Annotated in this window: 17 protein-coding genes and 1 tRNA gene; 11 read left to right on the forward strand and 7 right to left on the reverse strand. The window is 71.1% G+C overall.

All coding sequences use genetic code 11. The features are described 5' to 3' along the window. Positions 1-15: 15 nt before the first annotated feature. The 3 genes from SSP08S_RS27425 to SSP08S_RS56085 all read right to left on the reverse strand — a co-directional run bounded on the left by SSP08S_RS27425 (position 16) and on the right by SSP08S_RS56085 (position 1,907). On the reverse strand, positions 16-663 hold the full coding sequence (locus tag SSP08S_RS27425; RefSeq protein ID WP_026178869.1) for a hypothetical protein: 648 nt from the start codon (positions 661-663) through the stop codon (positions 16-18). Between the two features lie 151 nt (positions 664-814). Further along, positions 815-1,324, reverse strand: coding sequence for a hypothetical protein (locus SSP08S_RS27430; RefSeq protein WP_019070844.1), 510 nt, complete (start codon positions 1,322-1,324; stop codon positions 815-817). A gap of 58 nt (positions 1,325-1,382) precedes the next feature. Further along, entirely contained in the window at positions 1,383-1,907 is a 525-nt protein-coding gene (locus SSP08S_RS56085) for an ATP-binding protein (RefSeq protein WP_026178870.1), read from the reverse strand. Between the two features lie 309 nt (positions 1,908-2,216). Between SSP08S_RS56085 and SSP08S_RS27440 the strand changes: the two genes are divergently transcribed. The 3 genes from SSP08S_RS27440 (at position 2,217) to SSP08S_RS27450 (ending at position 4,209) form a co-directional block, all read left to right on the forward strand. Further along, positions 2,217-3,092 carry a Sco1979 family transcriptional regulator gene (locus SSP08S_RS27440; protein ID WP_019070846.1) on the forward strand — a complete coding sequence of 292 codons (876 nt, stop codon included), beginning with the start codon at positions 2,217-2,219 and terminating at the stop codon, positions 3,090-3,092. Between the two features lies 1 nt (position 3,093). After that, positions 3,094-3,330, forward strand: a complete 237-nt coding sequence (locus SSP08S_RS27445; RefSeq protein ID WP_019070847.1) for a DUF397 domain-containing protein — start codon at positions 3,094-3,096, stop codon at positions 3,328-3,330. A gap of 63 nt (positions 3,331-3,393) precedes the next feature. Further along, the gene (locus SSP08S_RS27450) at positions 3,394-4,209 is read left to right on the forward strand and encodes an SAM-dependent methyltransferase (RefSeq protein ID WP_026178871.1); all 816 of its coding nucleotides are present in this window, start codon (positions 3,394-3,396) and stop codon (positions 4,207-4,209) included. Between the two features lie 64 nt (positions 4,210-4,273). Here SSP08S_RS27450 and SSP08S_RS27455 read toward each other — a convergent pair. After that, positions 4,274-4,347 (reverse strand) — tRNA-Pro (locus tag SSP08S_RS27455). Between the two features lie 100 nt (positions 4,348-4,447). On the opposite strand from SSP08S_RS27455, the gene SSP08S_RS27460 reads away from it, so the two are divergent. The 4 genes from SSP08S_RS27460 (at position 4,448) to SSP08S_RS27475 (ending at position 8,508) form a co-directional block, all read left to right on the forward strand. Beyond that, a complete protein-coding gene (locus SSP08S_RS27460) occupies positions 4,448-4,978 on the forward strand; it encodes a DUF309 domain-containing protein (protein ID WP_019070849.1) in 531 nt (176 codons plus the stop codon). 91 nt (positions 4,979-5,069) lie between these two features. Next, positions 5,070-5,843: a precorrin-6A synthase (deacetylating) gene (cobF, locus tag SSP08S_RS27465; RefSeq protein WP_019070850.1), complete on the forward strand. Its 774-nt coding sequence runs from the start codon at positions 5,070-5,072 to the stop codon at positions 5,841-5,843. 57 nt (positions 5,844-5,900) lie between these two features. Further along, positions 5,901-7,979 (forward strand): MDR family MFS transporter, encoded by a 2,079-nt coding sequence (locus SSP08S_RS27470; protein WP_019070851.1) that lies wholly within the window; start codon positions 5,901-5,903, stop codon positions 7,977-7,979. Between the two features lie 43 nt (positions 7,980-8,022). Next, positions 8,023-8,508, forward strand: coding sequence for a hypothetical protein (locus SSP08S_RS27475; RefSeq protein ID WP_019070852.1), 486 nt, complete (start codon positions 8,023-8,025; stop codon positions 8,506-8,508). Here SSP08S_RS27475 and SSP08S_RS27480 read toward each other — a convergent pair. Both SSP08S_RS27480 and SSP08S_RS27485 read right to left on the reverse strand, forming a co-directional pair. Further along, the gene (locus SSP08S_RS27480; protein ID WP_019070853.1) at positions 8,495-9,244 is read right to left on the reverse strand and encodes a cobalt-precorrin-6A reductase; all 750 of its coding nucleotides are present in this window, start codon (positions 9,242-9,244) and stop codon (positions 8,495-8,497) included. The genes SSP08S_RS27475 and SSP08S_RS27480 overlap by 14 nt on opposite strands. Before the next feature lie 22 nt (positions 9,245-9,266). Next, a complete protein-coding gene (locus SSP08S_RS27485) occupies positions 9,267-10,040 on the reverse strand; it encodes a sulfite exporter TauE/SafE family protein (RefSeq protein WP_019070854.1) in 774 nt (257 codons plus the stop codon). A gap of 119 nt (positions 10,041-10,159) precedes the next feature. Between SSP08S_RS27485 and SSP08S_RS27490 the strand changes: the two genes are divergently transcribed. Further along, the gene (locus SSP08S_RS27490; RefSeq protein WP_019070855.1) at positions 10,160-10,984 is read left to right on the forward strand and encodes an alpha/beta hydrolase; all 825 of its coding nucleotides are present in this window, start codon (positions 10,160-10,162) and stop codon (positions 10,982-10,984) included. A gap of 67 nt (positions 10,985-11,051) precedes the next feature. Next, positions 11,052-11,864, forward strand: a complete 813-nt coding sequence (locus SSP08S_RS27495) for an SAM-dependent methyltransferase (protein ID WP_019070856.1) — start codon at positions 11,052-11,054, stop codon at positions 11,862-11,864. 31 nt (positions 11,865-11,895) lie between these two features. Here SSP08S_RS27495 and SSP08S_RS27500 read toward each other — a convergent pair whose 3' ends face one another. Next, positions 11,896-13,059: a sensor histidine kinase gene (locus tag SSP08S_RS27500; RefSeq protein WP_019070857.1), complete on the reverse strand. Its 1,164-nt coding sequence runs from the start codon at positions 13,057-13,059 to the stop codon at positions 11,896-11,898. Positions 13,060-13,211: 152 nt separating this feature from the next. Here SSP08S_RS27500 and SSP08S_RS27505 point away from each other — a divergent pair, with 152 nt between their 5' ends. Continuing rightward, the gene (locus SSP08S_RS27505; RefSeq protein ID WP_019070858.1) at positions 13,212-13,577 is read left to right on the forward strand and encodes a hypothetical protein; all 366 of its coding nucleotides are present in this window, start codon (positions 13,212-13,214) and stop codon (positions 13,575-13,577) included. Then, the gene (locus tag SSP08S_RS27510) at positions 13,574-14,296 is read left to right on the forward strand and encodes an ABC transporter ATP-binding protein (RefSeq protein WP_019070859.1); all 723 of its coding nucleotides are present in this window, start codon (positions 13,574-13,576) and stop codon (positions 14,294-14,296) included. The genes SSP08S_RS27505 and SSP08S_RS27510 overlap by 4 nt, the downstream gene beginning before the upstream one ends. Positions 14,297-14,298 lie beyond the last annotated feature (2 nt).

The raw sequence follows: 14,298 nt of genomic DNA on the forward strand, positions 1-14,298 counted from the left end.
GGGGTCTGCCTCCGGTCAGTTTCCCACTGCCGGCGCTTTCGCGCTGCGATAGGTGGAGATGCCCAGCGCGAGCAGCCAATAGCTGAGAATCGCGCCCATGAGAGCGGTGGTGCCCCAGCCGTTCGCCGCGTAGAAATTCGCGGGAGAGTTCCCGAAGAACAGGGACGGTACGAAAGCCAGATTGATCCCGGCCAGGACATAGGCCGACCTGCTGGTCCAGCGCGGCAGGAGTTCCGTGCGGGAGATGATGAATCCCAGCGTGGTCAGAAAGAACGCGAGCATGAGCCGGGAGATCGACCCGTAGAGGATGTAGGTGCCGCTGACGTCGATCGTCGGGTCGATCGGATGGTCGGCGGCGATGACGGCACCGGCTTCCAGACCGCTGGAGACCAGCGTGACCGTCGTGTAGACCAGCCCCGCGGTGAAGGCCATGGAACCGGCCCACTCGTACGCGGGATTCACCCGCTTCACCAGTTCCCGGAAGGCCGTCACGAACACCAGCAGAAACGCCAGCGCGACGATCCCGATCAGCAGCCGGGAGAGAACATTCGCGTCCGGCGGCGGTCCCGAATAGATGAAGTACAGCGGAACTTCGACGATGAGAAGGGCAGCGGCGGCGATTCCCGCACCGCCCGCAAGACGCCTGGCCGACATTTCGTTCATGGTGTCCCCCGGGATTTCCGTGTGGTGGATTCGGTACACCTTGAATCCTGCCGTCGACGGCCCACACGGTCCCTGGGCCTGAGGACCGGATCGGGGGTGTTCCTACCGACACCCCCACCGGACCGGAAACGCGGTCGGAGGCCGCGTCGGATCACTGTGCGGCCGGCCGGTTCGCCGCGTCCAGGGACCAGAGCGGAGTGCTGCCGGCGACGCGGCAGGTGAGGAAGTACAGGGGTATCGGCGGCGTGTACGGCTGCCCGGTCTCGGGGGAATGGATCAGCCGGGGATGCTCCCGGCCCGGTTTCGGGCGGGTGCTCGTCCAGGAGGGGTCGGCCACCTGAGCGCCGATCGCGTAGCTGATGGACGGCGGCCAGATGACGCCGATGTGCGAACCGGCCGGCACGATCCACCACCAGCGCCGCGCGTCGGCGAAGATGCAGCCGACGCGCTGCAGCCGGTCCAGGATGCGTTCCCCGTGTTCCCGGGGCATGCCCACGGCGTCGTAGCCGAGGCTCGCGCGTAACGGCGAGGGGATCACCAGGCGTCCGGAGCGGACGCGGTCATGGGTCGGCGGCTCGGCGGGATGCGGGGGCTGGGCGAAGCTGTGAGCCGACGGTTCGGAGGGGGACGGGATCGGGTCGCGGCTGCGTGATCGGTACATGTGGGGGACCCTTCGGCCGGGTGGGGGGATGGGCCGGGCGGGGAGGCGCGGGCGGGTGTCAGGGCGGGGCGGGCTTGTCCTCGTCCGTGGTCAGTTCGGCCCAGACGATCCGCCCGGACCGGTGCGGGACGTCCGTCGTGCCCCAGTCGCTGCTGAGCGCCGTGACCAGCAGGAGACCGCGCCCGCCCTGGTCGTCGGGGCCTGGCCGGCCGGGTGCCGGGAGCGTGGCGCCGCGGTTCTGGTCCTCGACCTCGATCCGCAGGACTCCGTGCGTGCTCCGCACCTCACAGACGATCCAGTCGCTCGCGGAGTGCGTGAGCGCGTTGGTGACGAGTTCGGAGGTCACGACGACAGCGTTGTCCCGGACGGCTTCGCGGACGCCCCACGCGATGAGCAGTTCGTCCACGGTTCTGCGGGCCAGGCCGACCGACGCCGGGGTCGCCGGCAGGCCGAACAGATGGCTGTGGCGCGGGTGTTGGTTCCCGGAGACGAGCCGGCCGGGGCCTTGCGGCCCAGGGAGTCGGCCAGGACGCCCGCCTCCGGGAGGTCGGTCCAGCGGCTGGGGGACAGAGGGCGGAGCCATCGCCGTACGCCTTTCGTGCGGTGCCGGTATCGCGCCGACCGGCCGCGCACGAGGTGCGGACGGCGACCCTGCCGGGCCAACGCAGGTCACAGCCCTTTCCCCCAACTGGGCTGCGCCGTCCCGCTCTTCGACGAGCTGTGACGACCTGCTTACTGTGGCACCTGCCAACAACGCATCGCAACCGGCAAGTTGAAAATTGCACGTCGCGAAGTGCATGCTGCTTCCGCCAGGAAGTGATCGAAAGAGTCTGTGAAGAGCGAAACCCTGCCAGACTGCCGCCCGGAGCTGGAGGCGCAAGGGAGGTAGACCGTGACCGCAGAGACCGACTGGGGCGGCGTCCCCTCCGTCCTGCGCATGATCCTCGGCCGCCAGCTGGAGGAACTGCGGACCCGCGCGGGCCTCACGTACGAGGAGGCGGGCGCGGCCATCGGGGTCAGCCACTCCACGATCCGCCGCATGGAGGCCGCCAAGGTGGCCCGGCTGCGCCTGACGGACGCCGAAAAGCTGCTGCAGGTCTACGGGGTGACGGACCGTCAGGAGATCGACACCTTCCTGAAGTCGGTCCGCGAGGCCAGCAAGCGCGGCTGGTGGCACACGTACCGCGATGTCATGCCGGACTGGTTCGCCGCGTATCTGAGCCTGGAGCAGGCGGCGCTCCAAGTACGCGCCTACGAGAACGAGTTCGTGCACGGGCTGCTGCAGACCGAGGAGTACGCGCGGGCCCTGCTCGGCGCGGGCAACCCGCACGCCCCCACCGAGGCCACGGAACGCCGGGTCGCCCTGCGCATGCGCCGCCAGGAACTGCTGACCCGCGAGGCGCCGCCGCGGGTGTGGGTCGTGATGGACGAGACGGTGCTGCGGTGGCCGGTCGGGGGTGCCGCGGTGATGCGCGCCCAGGTCGACCACTTGATCGAGGTCAACCGTCTGCCCCATGTGACCCTGCAGATCATGCCGTTCGCCAACGGCCCGCACCCGGCCATGCGGGCCGGGGCGTTCCACCTCTTCCGGTTCCGGGCAGCCGAACTGCCCGACGTCGTCTATCTCAACGGTCTGGTGGGCGCTGTCTATCTGGACAAGAGCGACGACGTCGTGGTGTATCGCGAGGCCCTGGACCGGCTGGGTGCCCAGGCGGCGCCCGCCCGCAAGACCGAGGCCCTCCTCGGTGCGATTCGCAAGGAGCTCTGACGTGCACCACCCCATACGCAACGGCATACCGTCCCGGAACCTGGGCGCGCGCGGCTGGACCAAGCCGTGGAGCGACGACGCGGGGGGCGCCTGCGTGGAAGTGAAGAAGCTCGCCGACGGACGCGTCGCCGTACGGCAGTCGACCGACCCCGACGGCCCGGCGCTGGTCTTCACCCCCCACGAGATGACGAGCTTCGTCACGGGCGTGAAGGCGGGTGACGCCGACTTCCTTCTGTGAACCCCCCTTGTTTTTATTGAGCGTTCATCCCGAACCTTCACCACTCGCATGGGAGACACGGCGTTGCCCGACAACGGATGGCCGGCCGACCGCATCGACACCGAGCACGCGCACTCCGCGCGGATCTACGACTACATCATGGGCGGGAAGGACTACTACCCCGCCGACAAGGAGGCGGGCGACGCCATGTCCCGGGAGTGGCCCGCGCTCCCGATCCACATGCGCGCCAACCGGGACTGGATGAACCGGGCCGTGCGCTGGCTCGCCGAGGAGGCGGGCGTACGCCAGTTCCTGGACGTCGGCACCGGCATCCCCACCTCGCCGAACCTGCACGAGATCGCCCAGCAGGTGGCTCCCGAGTCACGGGTCGTCTACGTCGACAACGACCCCATCGTCCTCACCCTGTCCCAGGGTCTGCTCTCCAGCACGGCCGAGGGCAGGACGTCGTACATCGAGGCCGACTTCCGTGAACCGGCCACGATCCTCGACGCGCCGGAGCTGCGCGAGACCCTGGACCTCTCCCGGCCGGTGGCGCTGACGGTGATCGCCATCGTGCACTTCATGCTCGACGCGGACGACGCGGTGGGCGTCGTACGGCGGCTGCTGGAGCCCCTCCCCTCGGGCAGCTACCTCGCGATGTCGATCGGCACCGCCGAGTTCGCGCCGCAGGAGGTGGGCCGCGTCGCCCGCGAGTACGCGGCCCGCGACATGCCCATGCGGCTGCGCACCATCGACGAGGCCCACGAGTTCTTCGAGGGGCTTGAGCTGGTCGAACCCGGCATCGTCCAGGTCCACAAGTGGCACCCGGACGGCACGGGCGAGCAGAACATACGCGACGAGGACATCGCGATGTACGGGGCGGTCGCGCGCAAGCCGTGACCGAATGATCGAGGGGCGGTTCCGGATTCCTCCGGAACCGCCCCTCATCTGCGACTCCATAGAGTCGGGACGACAGGATTTGAACCTGCGACCCCTTGACCCCCAGTCAAGTGCGCTACCAAGCTGCGCCACGTCCCGGTGCGCTTTCCTGCGGTGAACCGCGTGATCGCGCGAACAGCAGCCTACCCCACGCCCGGGGGTGCGCCGAAGCCGGTGCCGGGCGCGGGACAATCGTCGTATGAGCGACACATCCTCGGCCGGTGCGGACGGTACGGACGACCTGCGGGACCGGGACCAAGCGGGGCGGGCGCGCAATGCCCGGCCCCGGGACGGGCTCGGGCGGCCGCTGCCGTACGGCGCGGACGGTGTGGCGCGGCAGCCCGAGGGGGTCGTGCGGGCGCCGGAGGAGACCGTCGTCGAGGCGCAGGCGCTGCTCGACGAGGGGAAGCCGTTCCACGCGCACGAGGTGTTCGAGGACGCCTGGAAGTCGGGGCCGGACGAGGAGCGTGCCCTGTGGCGCGGGCTCGCCCAGCTCGCGGTGGGGCTCACGCACGCGGCCCGGGGGAACGTCACCGGCGGGGCCCGGCTGCTGCGGCGCGGGGCCGGCGGCGTGGAGGAGTGGGCGTCCCTGACCGGGCGGGAGCGGCCGTACGGGATGGATCTCGCGGGAGTCGCCGCGTGGGCGCGGGGGCTCGGCGACGACGTGGAGCGGGGCGGCGGGAACGTGGACGCGCGGGCGCGGGCGCCCCGGCTGCGTGGGGCGTCGTAGCCGGTCGGTGCCGGTGCCGCGCGGGACGTCGTAGCCGGTCGGTGCCGGTGCGGTGTACGGACTGTCAGTGGCGTGGGGCAGACTCGGGGGCGTGCGAAAGATTCATGTCATCGGTATCGGCGCGGGCGACCCCGAGCAGCTCACCCTCCAGGCGGTCAGGGCGCTGCGGAGCACCGACGTGTTCTTCCTCCTCGACAAGGGCGAGGTGAAGTCCGACCTCACAGGACTCCGCCGGGACATGCTCGACGCGCACATACCGGAGGGGACGTACCGCCTGGTCGAGGCGCGCGACCCGGAGCGGGACCGGAAGGCCGGGGGCGCCGCGTACTCCCCCGCGGTCGGGGACTGGCGCAGTGCCCGCGCGGACATCTACGAGCGGCTGATCACCGAGGAGTTGGGCGAGGACGAGAGCGGCGCGTTCCTGGTCTGGGGGGATCCTTCGCTGTACGACAGCACGCTCGGGATCCTGGAGGAGATCCTGGAGCGGGGCGCGGTGGCCTTCGAGTACGACGTCGTGCCCGGCATCAGCAGTGTCTCGGCGCTCGTCGCCCGGCACCGCACGGGGCTGAACCGGGTGGCCCGGCCGGTGCAGATCACCACCGGCAGACGGCTGTCCGAGGGGTTCCCCGAGGGGGTGGACGACGTGGTCGTGATGCTCGACGCGCACCAGACCTTCCGGCAGTACGCCGACCAGGACATCGACATCTACTGGGGCGCCTACATCGGCACCCCGGACGAGATCCTCGCCTCCGGACCGATAGCCGAGGCCGCCCCGCGCATCGAGCGGCTGCGCGCGGAGGCCCGGGAGCGCAAGGGCTGGATCATGGACACGTATCTGCTGCGCCGTCACCCGGCAGCGGAGTAGCACCCGGGCGGACCCGCCCACTGTGCAGGAAGGGTCCATCGGTGTGATGGTGACCTCGTGACAGTCGCCGAGGAAACCGCGCTGCCCTCCGCGCAGCAGCCCCCTGTGCTGGACTCGCGCCGCCGCAACGTCGTCTTCGTGACGATCATGCTCGGCATGCTGCTGGCGGCCCTCGACCAGACCATCGTGGGCACCGCCCTGCCGACGATCGTGTCGGACCTGGGCGGTGCCGCGCACATGTCGTGGGTGGTCACCGCCTATCTGCTGGCGGAGACCGTGGCGACCGTCCTGGTCGGCAAGTTCGGTGACCTGTTCGGCCGCAAGGTGGTCTTCCAGGTCTCGGCGATCGTGTTCATCACGGGCTCGTTCCTGTGCGGTCTCGCCACCAACATGACGCTGCTGATCGCCTGGCGCGCGGTGCAGGGCATCGGCGCGGGCGGGCTGATGGTGACGGCGATGGCGCTGATCGCCGATGTCATCCCGCTGCGGGAGCGCGGCAAGTACCAGGGCGCGATCGGCGCGGTGTTCGGCGTGGCCACGGTCATCGGACCGCTGCTGGGCGGCCTGTTCACCGACCATCTGACCTGGCGCTGGGCGTTCTACGTCAACGTGCCCATCGCGATCGTCGTCGTCATCGCGGCGGCCCGCACCATCCCCGTGGTCAAGTCGGCGGTACGGCCGGTCATCGACTACCTGGGCATCGCGCTGGTCGCGGTCGGCGCGAGCTCCCTGATCCTGGCGACGAGTTGGGGCGGCAACGAGTACGCCTGGGGTTCGGCGACCATCATCGGCCTGTTCGTGGGCGGCGCGATCGCGCTCGCCCTGTTCTGCTGGGTGGAGACGCGGGCCGAGCAACCCATGCTGCCCATGCGGCTGTTCGGCAATCCGGTGTTCGCGGTCTGCTCGATCCTCAGCTTCATCGTCGGTTTCGCGATGCTCGGCGCGCTGACGTATCTGCCGACCTATCTGCAGTACGTCGACGGCGACTCGGCCACCGTCTCCGGTGTGCGGACGCTGCCCATGGTGATCGGGCTGCTGATCGCGTCCGTGTTCAGCGGCAACGTGGTCAGCAAGACCGGCCAGTACCGGCTCTTCCCGATCATCGGCTCCGCGGTGATGGGCGTCGGGCTGTATCTGATGTCGCTCATGGGTCCGGGCACCGGCGCGTTCCTGGAGTCGGTGTACATGTTCGTGCTCGGCACCGGCATCGGGCTGTGCATGCAGGTGCTGACGATCGCCGTGCAGAACACCGTCGAGTACGCCGACCTGGGCACCGCGACCTCCGGCGTCACCTTCTTCCGTACGCTGGGCAGCTCCTTCGGCACCGCCGTCTTCGGCACGATCTACGCCAACACCCTGGGACCGAACCTCAAGGACGGAATCGCGGCCGCCGCCAGGACGAGCGCGCTGAACCCCGTCGTCATCACCAAGGCGGCGACCAGTCCCGAGGGCCTGCACAAGCTGCCGCACGCCGCCGCCGCGCCGATCATCAACGCGTACGCCGACACCATCCAGACGGTGTTCCGGTGGACGGTCCCGGTCGCGGTGATCGGTTTCGTCGTGGCCCTGTTCCTCAAGCAGGTCGAGCTGCGCGACAGTGCGCGGATGGGCTCCACCGACATGGGCGAGGGCTTCGCGTCACCGCGCGGCGCGGACTCGCAACGCCTCCTCGAAGCGGCCGTCGGCAAGGTCATCGGCAGCACGGACCTCGACACCGCCCGGCGGATCATCACGGACTCCGACACCCGGCTGGACATCGCCGGCGCCTGGGCCGTGATGCAGGTCGAACTGTTCGGCAGGATGGTCGGCCACGCGAGCCTCGGCCTGATTGCCGCCCGCCGGCACATGCCCCCGGAGGTGCTCCTCCCGGTCTTCGATCGCATGGTCGAGGAGGGCTACCTCACCCGCACCGGCAACCTCCTCTCCCACACCACGGCGGGCGAACGCGAGGCCGAGGTCATCGGCAGGGCCTGGGGCAACTGGCTGGAGGCCCGGGTCCAGCAGGACATCGGCCGCCCCTCGAACGCCGACCTGCGCGCCGCGGTCGACACCATCGCCAAGCGCCTCCTGGTGGAGGACCTGAGCTCCGGACTCCCGCAGCGCCCGGCGGAGTTGGCGGAGAGCTCCACCTCCTGAAAACCGGGTGCCGGGCGAGCGGAGCCGCTGTCACACTCACGGCATGTCCCCGACACCCGTGCGCTTCCACGACCCGCGCGCCACGCTCTCCGACTTCGCGTCGTCGGTGCTGGTCCGGTGCCCGCGCTGCGCACGGATCGCCCACTTCGAGCGGCGCCCGTGCACACCTCGGGACGCCGACCGCATGAGTCGTCCGCACACCCGCCTGGTCTGCCGGTCCTGCGGCCTGTGCCGGATCGGGGCCGGCGCGGGCCACTCCTCGCGGTACTCCAGCGCCTGCTCCTGCCCGGACCTGTGGCTGCGGACCGGAACCCGGCACGGGGAGCTGTGGGCGTACAACCTTCAACACCTGGACCTCATCAGGCGGTTCGTCGCCGCCGACCTGCGCGAACGCGCGCCCTGGTACGACACCGGGCAGAAGATGACCCTGGTCGCCCGGCTCCCCGCATGGATCAAGAGCGCCAAGAACCGGGACGAGGTGCTGCGCGCCGTGGACCGTCTCCGGGCCACGGTCATCACCCCGGGCTGAACCCCAGCCACTCCAGCACCCCCGCCACATCAGGCACCGCGCTCACCCCCTCCGGCAACGGCGGCCGTCCTACGACCACCACCGGGACGCCCGCCTCCCGCGCGGCCGTGAGTTTGGCCGCCGTCGCCGCTCCCCCGCTGTCCTTCGTGACGACCACGTCGATCCGGTGCTCGCGCAGCAGCGCAGCCTCGTCGGCCACCGTGAAGGGTCCGCGCGCGAGCAGTACCTCCATGTCCGGTGGCGTCGGAGGCTCGGGCGGCTCCACCGACCGTACGACGAAGTGCAGTTGGGGCAGGTGGGCGAAGGCGGCGAGGCCGAGGCGGCCGGTGGTGAGGAGGATGCGGTGGCCGAGTGCGGGCAGCGCGTCGGCGGCCTCGGGCAGTGAGGCGACCGGATGCCAGCGGTCTCCGGGGACCGGCCGCCAGCCGGGCCTGCGCAGGACCACGACGGGCAGCCCGGTGTCCGCCGCGGCCCGTGCCGCGTTCGCGGTGATCGACTCGGCGAAGGGGTGCGTGGCGTCGACGACCGCGTCCACGCGGTGCTCCCGCAGCCACTCGGCCAGCCCCTCGGCGCCGCCGAACCCGCCGATCCGCACTTCCCCGGCCAGTACCCCGGGCCGCGACACCCGCCCGGCGAGCGAGGTCGTCACCCGGACCTCGGGACGCCGTACCGCCAGCCCGGCGGCCAGCTCTCGTGCCTCGGTGGTGCCGCCGAGGATCAGGATGTGCGGGGGCATGGGGCGAGCGTACGAGGTCATGTCAGCGCAGGAGCAGTTGCAGGCCGCCGATGATCGTCGCCGCGATCACGAGTTGCTCGAACAGTCGCTGGTTGATGCGGTTCACGGCCCATTTGCCGATCAGCGCTCCGGGCACGACGAACGCCGCGAGTGCCGCGTCGAGCAGCAGTGAGTGGCCGTCGATGAGGCCGAGGCCGACGCTGAAGGGCACCTTGGTGACGTTGACGATCAGGAAGAAGAAGGCCGAGGTGCCGAGGAAGCCGAGCTTCCGGAAGCCCGCCGAGAGCAGGTACATCGACATGACCGGGCCACCGGCATTGGCGACCATCGTCGTAAAACCGCCGAGCACTCCGTAGGAGCGGGCCTTCACGCGGCCGGACCTGGTGGCCACCGAGTCCGGCTCCTCGTCGGCCTCCGCCTTGCGGCGGCGCCAGAGGGTGACCCCTGCCATGAGCAGCAGGATCGCGCCGATCGACGTCCGTACGACCGCGTCGTCGGCCCACACCAGGAACAGGGTCCCGATCACGACTCCCGCCGCGACCGCCGGGAAGAGCCGCCACAGAGTGGGCCAGTGGGCGTGCCGCCGGTAGGTGAGGACGGCGAGGACATCGCCGACGATCAGGATCGGGAGCAGTACGCCGGTGGAGGCGCGGGCGGGCAGGACGGCCGCGAAGATCGCCAGGCTGACCGTGTTGGCCCCGCTCACGGCGGTCTTGGAGAAGCCGACGAGCAGGGCCGCGGCGGCGAGCGCGGCGAATTCCCAGCCGGATATGTGCCAGAGCGTCATCGTGTCCATGCGAGGACCGATCGTATGTCCTTACATCTGTCCGCGTAAGGAGTGTCTCGCCAGGTGGCCCCTGCCGCTGCCGCGCAGCGGCGGATCATGACATCCCCCGGCGGTGTTAGTTTCTGGCTGTGGCCGACACCCGCGAGCATGTCCTCCCCGGTACCCGCAGCACGATCACCGCACGTGAGTGGCCGCACGAGCGCCCGCGGTACGTCGCCCTCGTCGCGCACGGATACGGCGAACACATCGGCCGGTACGCCGGGTTGGCCGCCGTACTGGTGGCGCACGGCGCCGCCGTCATCGGGCCCGACCACCAGGGTCACGGCGAGTCGGGCGGTGAGCGGGTGCTGATCGGCGACTTCGAGGACGTGGTCACGGACCTGCACTCCGTCGCCGATCTGGCCCGTGCCACCTACCCGGGCGTCCCCCTCGTCCTGATCGGTCACTCCATGGGCGGCCTGATCGCGTCCCGTTTCGCACAGCGCCACGGCGACGAGCTCACCGCGCTGGTGCTGTCCGGGCCGGTGATCGGCACCTGGGAGCTGCCGGGCCGGCTGCTCGCCCTCGACGAGATCCCGGACGTCCCGATCAGCCCGGCCGCGCTCTCCCGAGACCCGGAGGTCGGTGCGGCCTACGCCGCGGATCCACTGGTCTGGCACGGTCCAATGAAGCGGCCGACGCTGGAGGCCTTCGCCCGCACCCTGACGACCGTCGCCGACGCGGGCGACATCGGCCGGCTGCCGCTGCTCTGGCTGCACGGCGGCGACGACCGGCTCGTCCCGCTGTCCGGCAGTCGCGTGGGCGTCGAGCGGCTGAGCGGCGGCGAGTCGACCGAGCACGTGTATCCGGGCGCCCGGCACGAGGTGTTCCACGAGACGAACCGGGCGGAGGTCTTCGCGGACCTGATCCGTTTCCTGGACGGCGTGTTGATCGGCCGCACCGGGTCGGCATGACCGTGCCAAACTGCTCGCACACCCCGTCGGGGTCGTCGTGGAACAGAGTCGAGCAGAGGAGCCTCGTGTGACCGGGACAGAACCAGCCGGCCGGCGGATCGACACGTCGAAGCCGCATCCGGCCCGGGTGTACGACTGGTTCCTCGGTGGCAAGGACAACTACCCGGTCGACGAGCAACTGGGCCGTCACATCACGGCACTTGACCCGGGCGCCCCGCGCACCGCGCGGGCCAACCGCTGGTTCATGCAGCGGGCGACGCGGCTGCTGGTCCGGCAGTCGGGCATCCGGCAGTTCCTGGACGTCGGCACCGGGATACCGACCGCGCCCAACCTCCACCAGATCGCCCAGTCCACCGCGCCGGACGCGCGGATCGTGTACGTCGACAACGACCCGATCGTGCTCGCGCACGCGGCGGCGCTGCTGCGCGGCACGCCCGAGGGTGCGACGGAGTACCTCCAGGCCGACGCCCGCGAACCGCTCACGATCCTCGAACAGGCCGCCCGCGTCCTCGACTTCGACAAGCCGGTCGCCCTCTCGCTCATCGCGCTCCTGCACTTCATCGCGGACGAGGACGGCGCCCACGAACTGGTCGACACCCTGATCGGCGCGCTGGCGCCGGGCAGTTGCCTGGTGCTGTCCGCGATGACCGCCGACTTCGAGCGCGAGAAGGTGGAGCGGGGCATCGCCGCCTACGCGGCGGGCGGGGTGACGCTGGTGGCCCGCTCGCACGCCGAAGTGAGCAGTTTCTTCAAGGGACTTGAGCCGATCGAACCGGGCATCGTGTCCGTGGCCGACTGGCACCCGGAACTCGCGGAGGGCGAGACACCACTCGGCGAGGGACCGATCTCGCTGTACGGCGGGATCGGCTTCAAGGCCTGACTGACCGGACCGCCCGGGAAGCCACGCCCCCTCACGGCCGCCCCGCCGGAAACACCGCCCGCACCTCCCACCCGCCGCCTGCGCGCGGACCGGCCCGGAGTTCGCCACCCAGCGCCGTCACCCGTTCCGTGAGGCCGACGAGACCGAAACCCCCGCCGTGCGCGGCGGCCGGGAGCTGCGTGCCGCCCCGGCCGTCGTCCGTCACCGTGACCTCCAGCCGACGGCCCGCGCGGCGCAGCCCCACGGTGACCTCGGCGGCGTCGGCCGCGTGCCGTCGTACGTTCGTCAGGGCTTCCTGTACGACCCGGAAGGCGGCGGCCTGCACCTCGTGCGGGAGGTCGTCGGGCAGGGCGGGGTCGCGGCGCAGGGTGACCTTCTGGACCGGGCTCGCGAAACCGTCGACGAGTTCGGCGACGGCCGCGAGGTCGCCGGCCGGGCGGCGGTCGGCCGCGTCCGGGCCGGCGTCGCGCAGCACACCCACCGTGCGCCGCATGGAGGCCAGTGCCTCGGTCGCGGCGCGTTCGATCCCCGAGAGCACGGGGTCGAGGTCCGCGGGCCTGCTGGTCGCCATCATGCGGGCCACCTGGGTCTGCACGAGGATGCCGGTGACGTGGTGGGCGACGAAGTCGTGCAGGTCGGCGGCGATGGCGAGACGTTCGGCGCGCCGGGTCTCGGTGACCGCGACGGTGCGGCGGTAGTCGAGCGAGCGCAGATACCCGGCGAACCCGGCAACAGCCCCGACGAGGACCAGTCCGATCGTCGTGACCAGCGGCAGGTTGTCGTCGGTGACCGAGTGGAAGTAGCGGGCCGGCAGGGCGAGCAGCGCGAGGCCGTCCAGGACGCCGCACACCGCGGCCCAGGGCTGCGGACAGTGCCGTACGGCGATGAAGGTCAGGGTCAGCAGGATCACGATCTCGCCGGGGCCGAACAGCTCCGAGTGTTCGGCGAGGATCGCGCCCGCGCTGTACAGCAGCGAGAGGACGGCGGGCGCGGCGGTGCGCAGCTGCGGGGTGAGCCATCGCGGGCGCCGGGCGACGGGCCACAGGACGGCGGCCAGGCCGGTGCCGAGCACCACGACCCCGGGCCAGGCGGACCGGCCGGTGGAGGCGGTGAAACTCAGGTCGTAGGCCGCGAGACCGAGCAGGGCGCCCACGGCGAGCCCCCGCGCGCAGCCCCGGCCGGTGACGGATCTCATGCTGGTCACGGTATGCGAGGCGTGGTGGGGTGGGATCGGCCGAACGGTCGAGCGGGGGTGGTGCGAACCCTGGCCGTTCGGCCGAGGCGGGCCCGGGTCCGGGCCGACGAGAGTGGGACCGCTTCCTCCCTCCCACGCTTCAGGAGTACGTGATGCAGTCCACCAGGTTCATCGTCGGGGTGATCGGTGGCGCGACGGCCGCGGTCGCCCTCGGTGCGCTCGGCACCCATCTGCTGTCCGGCACCCAGTCCACCACCGAACTCGACGCGCACAGCACGGTCACGGTCGACGGCCACAAGGCGCTGTCCGCGGACATCGTGGCCGGCCGCGCCCAGAGCAGGTACCACCCGCTCCCCTGGGTCGGCGACAAGGTCTCGGGGGTCACCTGCCTGAAGGCCGTCGCCGGGGCGACCGTCACCTGCACGGGCAGGAAGAGCGACGGCACGGCGGTGGACATCCCGGTCACCGTGGTCAAGGCCTCGGCCGACTCCGTCACGTGGAAGTTCGACCGCTCATGAGCGCCGTCCTGGCCGGTGTCGGCCTGATCAAGAAGTACGGCTCCACCACGGCCCTGGCGGGCGTGGACGTGGAGGTCGGTGCCTGCGACTCCCTCGCGATCATGGGCCCGTCGGGCTCCGGCAAGTCCACGCTGCTCCACACCCTCGCCGGGATCGTCCGCCCGGACGGCGGCCAGGTGCTGCTGCGCGGCGAGCGAAGCGAGATGGGGGTCCCCCCGGCCGAAGGCTGGGGGCGTATCGACGACCTGGGCGAGAACCGGCTCAGCGCCCTGCGGCGCAAGAGGTTCGGATTCGTCTTCCAGTCCGGCCAGTTGCTGCCCGAACTGCCCGCCGAGGAGAACGTCGCCCTCCCGCTGATGCTGGAGGGACTGCCCCGGGCGCAGGCGGTGGAGCGCGCCCGGCGCTGGTTCGCCCCGCTCGGTCTGGACGGCCTGGAGCGGCGCCGCCCCGGCCAGTTGTCCGGCGGCCAGGCCCAACGGGTCGCCATCGCACGGGCGTTGGCCGTGGCGCCGGACGTGGTCTTCGCCGACGAACCGACCGGCGCCCTGGACCAGGCGACCGGCACGGAGGTCGTACGGCTGCTGACGTCGGTGACCCGTGAGCAGGGTGCCGCGCTGGTGATGGTCACGCACGACGCCGAGGTGGCCGCGCACTGCGACCGGATCCTCCAGGTCCGGGACGGCCGGATCAGCAACTACAGCCAGTTCACCGTCAGTTGAGC

This window comes from Streptomyces hokutonensis (genome assembly GCF_000376565.1).
Taxonomy (GTDB): Bacteria; Actinomycetota; Actinomycetes; order Streptomycetales; family Streptomycetaceae; genus Streptomyces; species Streptomyces hokutonensis.

Coding starts and splice junctions, on each gene's coding strand:
- SSP08S_RS27425 (WP_026178869.1), bottom strand. CDS start 663: ATGAACGAAATGTCGGCCAGGCGTCTTGCGGGCGGTGCGGGAATCGCC.
- SSP08S_RS27505 (WP_019070858.1), top strand. CDS start 13,212: ATGCAGTCCACCAGGTTCATCGTCGGGGTGATCGGTGGCGCGACGGCC.
- SSP08S_RS27485 (WP_019070854.1), bottom strand. CDS start 10,040: ATGGACACGATGACGCTCTGGCACATATCCGGCTGGGAATTCGCCGCG.
- SSP08S_RS27460 (WP_019070849.1), top strand. CDS start 4,448: ATGAGCGACACATCCTCGGCCGGTGCGGACGGTACGGACGACCTGCGG.
- SSP08S_RS27475 (WP_019070852.1), top strand. CDS start 8,023: ATGTCCCCGACACCCGTGCGCTTCCACGACCCGCGCGCCACGCTCTCC.
- SSP08S_RS56085 (WP_026178870.1), bottom strand. CDS start 1,907: ATGGCTCCGCCCTCTGTCCCCCAGCCGCTGGACCGACCTCCCGGAGGC.
- SSP08S_RS27430 (WP_019070844.1), bottom strand. CDS start 1,324: ATGTACCGATCACGCAGCCGCGACCCGATCCCGTCCCCCTCCGAACCG.
- SSP08S_RS27480 (WP_019070853.1), bottom strand. CDS start 9,244: ATGCCCCCGCACATCCTGATCCTCGGCGGCACCACCGAGGCACGAGAG.
- SSP08S_RS27500 (WP_019070857.1), bottom strand. CDS start 13,059: ATGAGATCCGTCACCGGCCGGGGCTGCGCGCGGGGGCTCGCCGTGGGC.
- SSP08S_RS27510 (WP_019070859.1), top strand. CDS start 13,574: ATGAGCGCCGTCCTGGCCGGTGTCGGCCTGATCAAGAAGTACGGCTCC.